At 59.8% G+C, this 1422-nt stretch carries 1 protein-coding gene; it reads right to left on the bottom strand.

Going from position 1 to position 1422, the window contains the following annotated elements; translation table 11 throughout:
• Positions 1 to 272: 272 nt before the first annotated feature.
• Positions 273 to 1286 carry an IS110 family transposase gene (locus tag AB3X99_RS40835; RefSeq protein ID WP_368662062.1) on the bottom strand — a complete coding sequence of 338 codons (1014 nt, stop codon included), beginning with the start codon at positions 1284 to 1286 and terminating at the stop codon, positions 273 to 275.
• Positions 1287 to 1422 lie beyond the last annotated feature (136 nt).

The following is a 1422-nucleotide window of genomic DNA, read 5'->3' as shown; positions in this document are numbered from 1 at the left end:
TCTTATGTGGACGCCTCCCGGATTGCAAACAGTGTTGCGATTTTTGGCTTTCAGGTAAAGGCAGCACGCTTATGTCCGGCCCGTTTTCGCAGGTCGGTATGCGCCTGCAGGCCCTAATGGAATTAGCTGGCGAGGTCCTCATCTGCAAATCGAACACAATGGTTCATCTTCCCTATCGGGTTTTCCTCGCCCCGGTCCAACCTGTTAGCCATCATGCAGCACTTGCTTGCGCTCCTTGAGGAAGGTTTCAGGAAGCCGTCATAACGTGAAGTCTACGCAGCAGCGGGCGGTGAAGCCTGATAGCCCTGCGCTCGGGCAAGTACCGCCCAGATGGTTCGTGCCAGTTTGTTGGCGACAGCAGCAACGGCGACATTAAACGGTCTGCGCCTGAGCAGGCCGTCGATCCACGCCGATCGTGTGCCCTGGATGATGACCGAGCGGGCGCCGTGCATTAGCAGTGTGCGCAAATAGGTGTCGCCGCGTTTGCTCAGGCCCATCTGTCGTACCCGTCCACCCGTTCCCGTCTGCCTCGGCACCAGACCCAGCCAGGCGGCAAACTCACGGCCGGATTTGAACGTTCGCGCATCGCCGATAGATGCAACCGTCGCGGTGGCAGTGAGAAGGCCAACGCCAGGGATGTCGGCGACCTTCTGGCAGTCCCCGTTGTTACGAAAGGCGGTAGCGAGCCGCCGCTCAAGCACGGTGATTTCCTTGTCGGTGGCCTGAACGCGATTCCATTGCTCACGCAGGCTGTCGATCAGGATCCCTGGCAGACGTTCAGCGACCCCTGCAAGCGTGGCAGGGAATGCTTTGGCGAAGGCCCGATAACTCTCGGGCAGTGTTTCGCCGAACTCGTATAACAGGCCGCGCAACGCGTTGGTTTGCATGATGCGGAACTTCATGAGCTGGGCACGCATCCGATGTATCGCCAGGATGGCTTGCTGATCTTCACTCTTGATAGCAACAAAGCGCGCATCCGGCTGCTGCGCCGCTGTGCAGATGGCTCGGGCATCGGCCGCGTCGGTCTTGTTACGCAACACAAACGGCCGCACTGACCGCGCGGAGATGAGCCTCGCATCATGACCGAGCTGCTGCAACCGTCTCGCCCAGTCGTGTGCGCTGCCACAGGCTTCCATCACAACAACCGAAGGTGCGCGCCTGGCGAAGAACTCGAGAACCTGTGCACGCTTTAGCTTGAGTCTTTCGATCTGGCCGCTCTGCGGGTCGAGTGCATGAAGCTGGAATACCTGCTTGGCAATGTCCATTCCGATGAGGGTGGGTTTCATTTCCGGTTCTCCTTGACGCGCGGTTGACGAGCACCCTTACTTTGGCATACGCAGACCGACGCGTGCCAAGTCTCCCGCGCCCGGTCCGTCACTTCCACGACGGCCCGTTTCCGGGGGGAGGCGTCCATACCATCTG

The sequence above is a fragment of the Paraburkholderia sp. BR10882 genome (assembly GCF_040948855.1).
Taxonomy (GTDB): Bacteria; Pseudomonadota; Gammaproteobacteria; order Burkholderiales; family Burkholderiaceae; genus Paraburkholderia; species Paraburkholderia nodosa_A.
This window is presented reverse-complemented; position numbering and strand designations above follow the sequence as displayed.